Source organism: Acidovorax sp. KPB24-03 (assembly GCF_057546605.1).
The window spans coordinates 1-7,045 of record NZ_BAAJYR010000184.1 but is presented as its reverse complement, the minus strand read 5'-3'; the positions used below and the strand labels follow the sequence as shown (position 1 = coordinate 7,045).

The following is a 7,045-nucleotide window of genomic DNA, read 5'->3' as shown; positions in this document are numbered from 1 at the left end:
GACCGCCACCCGCGCGCTGCGCCAAGACCCGCGCTTCGCCCACCTGCCCATCATTGCCATGACCGCCAACGCCGCGCGCCAGGACATCGAGCGCACCCGGGCGGCCGGCATGAACGATCACCTGGCCAAGCCGGTGCTGGAGGAGAGGCTGTGGGCCACTCTGGCGCGGTGGCTGGCGCCGGGGGGGCACAAGGTACCTTCGGCGTCTGCTGCCCCGGCGCCTGCAACGGCATTCACATCACCGAGCGCAGAGGCCGACGACCACCATGCTCAGCCAGCCCTCGTCAAAGGGGCCGCCGAGGTGGGTACGGATGCTTTCTTCGATGAAAAGGCCTTGGAGGAGCTGCGCAGTGTTTTCACCACTGACCGCTTCGACGCGCTGGTCACCCGATTCATTCTCGACTGTGAGCAGCGTATGGACCGCATCCATGACGCCCGCCGCGCCGAGGCCTGGGACCGCCTGCGGCAGGAAGTCCATGAGTTGGGGGGCACCGTTGGGAGTTTTGGGTTGCAACGGTGGAGTGGTATTACCCGGGCGCTGGAGATGGCGGCGGATGCCAAGGATGGGATACAGGTGGATGCGCTTATTCGATGGTCCGAGGAAGCGATGGCTCTTGGGCTCCAGGAATTGAAAATGGCCTTGAGTTGCGTGTGAACCCCCATCGCATCGCCATTGACACCATTCCATAAGGATTTAAAGGCTAGGCTGTTCGCATTCGAACAATCCATTGGCTCAGCGCTTTCTGAGGGAAATCTCCATCACATGGGCCATCGCTCAGTGCGTGTGCTTACGCAAGACGTGCTCCGCTTGCTTGAACCCCTTCTCGGCCGCGCGCTTAAGCAACTCAATCGCTTTCTCCGTGATGTTGCCGCCCTTGAAATCGCGCAGGGCATATGTGTAAAGCGCCTCGGGATGCTCTTGCTCAAATGCACGTTGGTACCACTGCTCGGCCATCTGCTTATCATCCGCATAGCCATACTGCCCCGTTTCCAGATACCACGCCAACTGATGTTGCGCTTCGCCCCAACCGTTTTCCGCGGCGCGCTCCAGCCAGTAATTGGCACGCCGGACGTCACAAGGAAAGACATTGCCGTATCGAAGGGCCTGTCCTAATTCCCATTGAGCCTCGGCATTGTCGGACTCAGCGATCCGTTGCATTTCCTGCATCCAATGCTCGCTTTGAACCGCGCTCGCAAGAACGCCTTCGCCATCGCGATACCAAAGCGCCATGAAATAGCACGCAACGGGATCTCCCTCCTTTGCACATTGCTCCATCAGTCGAAGTGCCTCTTCACTACGATTTTCGTCGGAGGCCTGCAGTGCTGCCATGAATTGACTTGATCGAAGCATCACTCGGCGAGCAGCAGGACGCTCCTGAACAATGGATAGGCACTAATTTCGCGGTCCTTATAAAATTCGATACAGCCATTATCCAAGATCAGCAATTAAATGCCTTGCCGCGTTCAATGCATTAATAAAAATTTGAACACTGCAATTCATCGCGCGGACCATTTATAGCGGCTTTTCATCCAACTATCGCAAACAGCCTTCCACCCACACAACCTCATCCGGATGGTGCTCCCTAATTGTCTCTAACGCGCCCTCAATAATATCCAAACTCGCACCCATCAAAGGATAATTAAATTGCGAAACATCTTTAATTGATATTGAATCAAAAACCAAATCTGAGCCACACCAAATATGATGACTCCCGCCATTACGCTTTAATTGAAGTGCTTCTTTTAAGCCCACAGGTGTAATTACTAAGCAAATCATTTTTACCTCTTATTTATTTAACAAGTCCTGGATCACCTGGCACCGAAGGTCGCCCTTCCCCACGGTTTCCGTGAGTAGGTCGACTCCCGTCAGATGGACGACTCCAATCGTGTGAATGTGGAGAGCCGATTCCTCCGTGACTATGGTCCCAGTCAGTGTCCGTTTCAGGAAATCCGTCCGGCCCATACCGCCTCGTTTGTTTTCTATTACCACTTTTATTTTCACATTCTACTTCACAACCTGGCTCACCAGTCATTGGATTACTAGTCGACAGCGACCAGTTTGTAAAGCGCGGAGATAAATAATCAAACGTTTGTTTGCATGCATTTATTGCTGCAACAGCAACTCCTCCGGCAGCAGTTGCACATAAAGGATTACTCATACATGCAATTACCACTGCCGGAATTGCTAAGCCCTTGGGATCAGTCCATGCCAGCGGATTGCCACTCACATAAGCAAACCGATTCCACCCCCCCTCCAGTCCAATCGGGTCGGCCTGGAAGTACCGCCCTCCCTCCCGGTCGTAGTACCGGTTCAGGTTGTACGCCAGTCCTGTCTCCTCATCCAACACCTGCCCCGGATACCGCAGGTCGAACTTGATGGCTTCGCTGTAGTTGCTGCTCCCCTGCCCGCTTTGCGTGTAGCCGGTCGCCCCGGTCGTCGGGTTCGCCTCTCCAAACCCCGTGATCAGCCATTGCCACACCACCTGCCCCTGCGTGTTCGTCAGGCGTCTCGGCGTGTTCAGGTGGTCCGCATCGATGGCGTACAACCTGCCGTTGATCTGCGCGGCAATGGGCATCGGGCCGTTCGCGGTGGGCAGATAGATGACTTCGGTGCTGTCCATTTCGCCCGCCGGTGCCGCGCTGTCGCTGCTCCGCCGGCTGCCGTACTGCCCCAGCACGGTGCTGCCGATGCCGTCCTCCGCATAGACGGTCTGCTGGGTGATCGCCGGGTTGTTGGCCCCGGACAACCTCGCATCGCTCTTGAACACGCGCTGGCCCAGGGCGTTGTAGGTGTAGCTCACCGCCAGTGCGTTGGCCGGGTCGGCGCTCGGCCCCGCCTTGGCGATGCGGCCGTCCACGCCGTAGTGCAGGTAGCTGTCGCCCTTCCTGGTGATCGATCCGGTGGCGTCGTGGTTGTAGCTGACGTTGGTGGTCTGCACGCTGCCGCCCGCGGGCGTGAAGGTCTGCGTGTAGCCGCCCAGGCGGTTGCTGTTGCTGGCGATTTGGTAGTCGCGCTGCAGCGTGGCGGTGCCCCCTGCCGTGCTGCTGCTGTAGTAGCTTTGGCTGCGGTTGCCGTTGGCATCCCACGCGTAGCCGCTGGCGTTGGCCCCGATGGTGTCGCTCAAGGCCGTTCCGCTGGGCAGCGTGAGGGTGTTGGGCGCGCTGTGCGCGCTGGCGGTGAGCCGGCCCACGGCGTCGTAGCTGTACGCGCTGGTGAGCGCCACCTGCTGCGCCACCGTGCTGCTTTGCGTGGGCAGCATGTGTTGCTGGGTGATCTGCGCGATGCGCCCGGCGCTGTCCCAGGTCAGTTGCAGCAGGGCACTGGCGGCCAGCTGGCCCGCGCTGGTGTAGCTGCGCTGCTCGGCCAGCGGCGCGGGGTTGCCGGGGGTCTGCACGAACCCGGGCCATTGCCAGCCGGTGGCCTGGCCCAGCGGGCTCCAGGTGATGCCGCTGACCAGCGGCTGGCCGTTCCACTGCAGCCCGGTGAGCTGGCCGGTGGCGTCGTACTGGTGCACCAGCTGGCGACCGCTGGGGTAGGTGATGCGGGCGATCTGCCCCGCGCCTGCGCTGCCGGCAGGAACGTATTGGTAGCCCACGGTGCTGCTGCTGCCGTTGGCCAGGACCTGCGTGCGCGCGGTGATGCGCCCTTGCGCGTCGCGCTGGTAGCGCGTGGTGACGCCCGCGTCCTGGATCTCGCTCAAGGCCCCCACGCTGGCGCTCGGGCTGCCGCTGGCGTTGTACTCGGGCCCGGGCAGGTCGTAGCGCAGCACGGTGGTGCGGCTGGCCCCGCCCAGGCTGCTCACGATCTGCGTGGGCCGGCCCAGCGCATCGCGCGTGATGGCGGTGGCACGCCCCAGCGCGTCAGTGAGGCTTTGCGGCAGCCCCAGGCTGTCGTAGGTGCGGGTGAGCGTGCCGCTGTCGGCGCTGGCTTCCTGGCTGGCATTGCCCAGGGCATCCCGCGTGTAGCTGGTGGCCACGCTCTTGAAGTCCGTGGCTTTGGTGACGGCATCCTGGGCGTTGTATTCCAGCGCGGCGCTGGCGTTCTGCGCGTTGGTGAGGGTCTTCACGCGCCGCAGCGCGTCCAGCGCGAGGGTGGTGCTGCGGCTGGCGCCCCCAACGATCTCGGTGCTGCGGATGAGTTCGCCGTTGGCGTCGTAGCCATAGCCGCTGGTGCTGACCGTGCCGGTCGCGGCCGAGCCGATGGTGACGCTCTCCACCCGGTTCAGGCTGTTGATGGTGCGCGCGACTGTCCACGCGGCCTGGCCTTGCGCATCGGTGATGCTCTCATTGATCCGGTTGCCCATGCCGTCCAGGGTGTAGCTGGCGCTCGCCCCCCGGTTGTCGCTCCAGCCGGTCAGGCGCTGCGCGGCGTCGTAGGTGTAGTTGGTGGCGTAGCCACTGGCCACGCTGGCGCTGGCCAGTTGCCCGCTGGCGGTGTAGGTGTAGCTGCTGATCTCGTCGCCGCGCTGCGCCCGCGTGAGCCGCCCGCGCGCGTCGTACTGGTAGCTGCTCACCAGGCCCGTGGGTGCGGTGTGGGTGAGCACTCGGCCGGCCGCGTCGTGGGTGTACAGGCTGCTCTGGCCCAGCGCGTTGGTGGCCTGGGTGAGGTGGCCCGCGCTGTCGTAGGCGTAGGTGGTCGCTGCGCCGCCCGGGTCGGTCTCGCTGGCGACCAGGCCCGAGGGATGGTAGGTCCAGGCCCAGGTGCGCGAGACGGCTGGCGTGACCGAGGTGTCCTTGATCGTCTGCGTGAGGGCGTTGCCCTGGCCGTCGTACGTGTAGGCCGTCTCGCGGCCCGCCTCCGTCACCTTGACCGGCAGGCGCCACTGCGGGTGCCATTCCGTGCTCGTGGTGCGGGCCTGCGCCGTACCGCTGGCCTGCGTGGTGCTCAGCGGCACGCGCCTGCCCGCATCCCATTGGTACGTCGTCACGCTCCCGAGAAAGTCCGTCTCGGAGTCGATCAGCCCTTGCGCGTTCTGCACCCGCTGCGCGGCATCGGGCTTGCCCAGTGGATCGGGCTTGCTGGCACCACTGACGACCAGTTTGCCCAGGTTGAGGCTGTAGTTGAAGGTGCGCGCCGTGCCCAGGGGGTCGATGACGGTGGCGCCGGAGCCATCGGCTGCCGGATAGCTCACCTGGTAGCGGTTGACGCTGCCGGCCAGCTCGGTGCTGGTGGCCCGGCCCGTGCTGTCGTAGCCGAAGGTGCCCCAGCGCGCACCGGTCTCGTCCACGATGCCGGTGAGGGCCTGCGGGAAGCCCGCATCTTCGTACAGGAAGGACCGGCTCTTGCCATCGGGATAGGTGACGCTGGAGAGCCGGCCGCTGCCGTCGTAGGCATAGCGGATGACTTGCTGATCCGGTGTGGTAACAGAGGTCAGCCGGCCCGACGGTTGGTAATCAAGCAAGAGCTTCTGCCCGAACGGATTGGTGATGGAGGCCAAGAGTCCATACGCGTGGTACGCGTAGGACGTCACCCAGCCGTTGCGCGCCGTGACCGACTGCAGCTTGCCGCCGCTGCTGAACTGCAGCGTGGCGTCGTCGTCGCTGCGCTGGTAGGTCCAGGCGCCGGAGGCCGATTGCGTCAGCACGTCGTTGCTGTCCGTGGTCCAGGTGCTGCTGCCCGTCGCCTTGAAGAAGGTCCGCAGGTGGCCCTCTCCCGTCGTGATGCTCACGCTGATTCCGGTGGCCGCACTGCTGGCCAACAGAAACGCTTGGTGATTGTGACTCCAGGCCTTGCTCAAGGGCCCTTGGGGCCGGCCCGGGTCTTTGCCCCACGTGCTTTCGTACCGCCGAGTAAAAGACAGCGCCGCAGGCCCCTGCCCGCTCCAGTCGGTCTCGGTGCGGACCTTGGCTTCGGTCGACGGCATGATGGGCTGCCCCACTTCCACGCCGGAGGCCCTGCAGGAAAATGCCGATGGTTCGGGCGTGGCGGCAATGCAGGCGTTGGTGGGCACGTCCTCGGCGAACCCCGGCTGGCAGGCACAGGTGCCGCTCGCCGTGGTGGTGCTGTTGGGCGGGCAGGACAACGTAGATTGTTTCCAGATGGGGGCCCAGTAATACGCCGGGCCCTCAGAGGAGTCGACGGCGCAGTAGTCGCCTGCGACCGCAAAGCCTGTGGCATTGGAATAGTGGCCGGCAAACCATGCGCAGTACGCCTCCTTGGTGGCGAACTTCGGGTTTCCCGTCGACCAATGGTACATAAAGCTTTTTTGCAGTTCCGCATGCGCAGCGAGACTGCCCGTGAGCATCAAAAGGCCCAACGCAGCGTGCGACAGTGCCCGCGCCATCGCGCAACGGCAAAACCCGCTCAGCCGGCGCATGGCAAACGCTGTCCACCCCAAAAAACCGCTTTGAGGTCCAGCGGCTCTGAGCACCGTCGTGCTAAACACAGGGCAGCCCACAGTCAAGGCACTTTCAACCGATGCCTCATTTTTTGCACATTGCATTTCTTCTCCCGCCTGCTGTTTTGTCTAATGCCAAAAAAACTGAATTATTAGTCACAAACTAATTGATTCACAAGTAATGAATGCATGCATGACCAGCCGCCCCTCAAAACTCCGCATGCACCCGCACCGACACCACGTCCACCGGTCCCCGGTCGCGGTTGTAGCCCGGGTGCACGATGTGCTGCACCCCCAGCGACACGGCGGACTGCAGCGGCCCGCCGGACATCGGCACCGGGTCGAAAGTGAACCGGTAATACGCCTCCCACACCCGCTCGCTGCCATAGCGCAGCGCCCCGTCGCCCAGGAACGCCCCCAGCCCCCCGGCTGCGAGGTAGTTACGGTGGTCGGCCGACAACCCGTTGACCGCCAAGGCGGCGCCCACACGGTCGGCGGCGCGGCCCCAGGCGGCGCCGCCGATCTGGCCGCCGAAGGACAGCTGGCGGTCGATCTCGGCGAAGGCATACGTCTCCTGGCGGCCGCTGCTGCGGCTGGCGCGCACGAAGACGCCGGCGTCTTCCGCCAGCGGGGCCTCCAGGGTCAGGGCCCAGCCGGTCTTGGTCTGCAGGCGGCGCACGGCGCCGACGTCCGGCGTGCCGCCAACG

The 7,045-nt window shown here is 63.5% G+C and carries 6 protein-coding genes and 1 pseudogene; 2 read left to right on the top strand and 5 right to left on the bottom strand.

Annotated features, from left to right (window positions below):
• The coding region (locus tag AC27KI_RS16470; protein ID WP_487114783.1) for an Hpt domain-containing response regulator at positions 1 to 655 on the top strand (655 nt) is incomplete at its 5' end.
• Positions 656 to 775: 120 nt separating this feature from the next.
• On the opposite strand, the gene AC27KI_RS16465 is transcribed toward AC27KI_RS16470, so the two are convergent.
• The 4 genes and pseudogenes from AC27KI_RS16465 to AC27KI_RS16450 all read right to left on the bottom strand — a co-directional run.
• The gene (locus AC27KI_RS16465) at positions 776 to 1,330 is read right to left on the bottom strand and encodes a tetratricopeptide repeat protein (protein WP_487090874.1); all 555 of its coding nucleotides are present in this window, start codon (positions 1,328 to 1,330) and stop codon (positions 776 to 778) included.
• Positions 1,331 to 1,534: 204 nt separating this feature from the next.
• The gene (locus AC27KI_RS16460) at positions 1,535 to 1,777 is read right to left on the bottom strand and encodes a hypothetical protein (protein ID WP_487090875.1); all 243 of its coding nucleotides are present in this window, start codon (positions 1,775 to 1,777) and stop codon (positions 1,535 to 1,537) included.
• Positions 1,778 to 1,790: 13 nt separating this feature from the next.
• Positions 1,791 to 5,669: an RHS repeat-associated core domain-containing protein gene (locus AC27KI_RS16455; RefSeq protein WP_487114785.1), complete on the bottom strand. Its 3,879-nt coding sequence runs from the start codon at positions 5,667 to 5,669 to the stop codon at positions 1,791 to 1,793.
• 21 nt (positions 5,670 to 5,690) lie between these two features.
• Positions 5,691 to 5,864, bottom strand: a pseudogene (locus AC27KI_RS16450) (DUF6531 domain-containing protein); the annotation flags it as partial.
• Here AC27KI_RS16450 and AC27KI_RS16445 point away from each other — a divergent pair.
• Positions 5,863 to 6,054, top strand: coding sequence for a hypothetical protein (locus AC27KI_RS16445; RefSeq protein WP_487114781.1), 192 nt, complete (start codon positions 5,863 to 5,865; stop codon positions 6,052 to 6,054). The pseudogene AC27KI_RS16450 and the gene AC27KI_RS16445 sit on opposite strands and share 2 nt — an antisense overlap.
• Before the next feature lie 492 nt (positions 6,055 to 6,546).
• Here AC27KI_RS16445 and AC27KI_RS16440 read toward each other — a convergent pair.
• Positions 6,547 to 7,045: carbohydrate porin (locus tag AC27KI_RS16440; RefSeq protein ID WP_487114779.1), on the bottom strand; the 499-nt coding region annotated here is incomplete at its 5' end.

What these genes read in the sequence shown, in the direction of transcription:
- AC27KI_RS16465 (WP_487090874.1), bottom strand. Translation starts at nt 1,330, where the DNA reads ATGGCAGCACTGCAGGCCTCCGACGAAAATCGTAGTGAAGAGGCACTT.
- AC27KI_RS16460 (WP_487090875.1), bottom strand. Translation starts at nt 1,777, where the DNA reads ATGATTTGCTTAGTAATTACACCTGTGGGCTTAAAAGAAGCACTTCAA.
- AC27KI_RS16445 (WP_487114781.1), top strand. Translation starts at nt 5,863, where the DNA reads ATGATGGGCTGCCCCACTTCCACGCCGGAGGCCCTGCAGGAAAATGCC.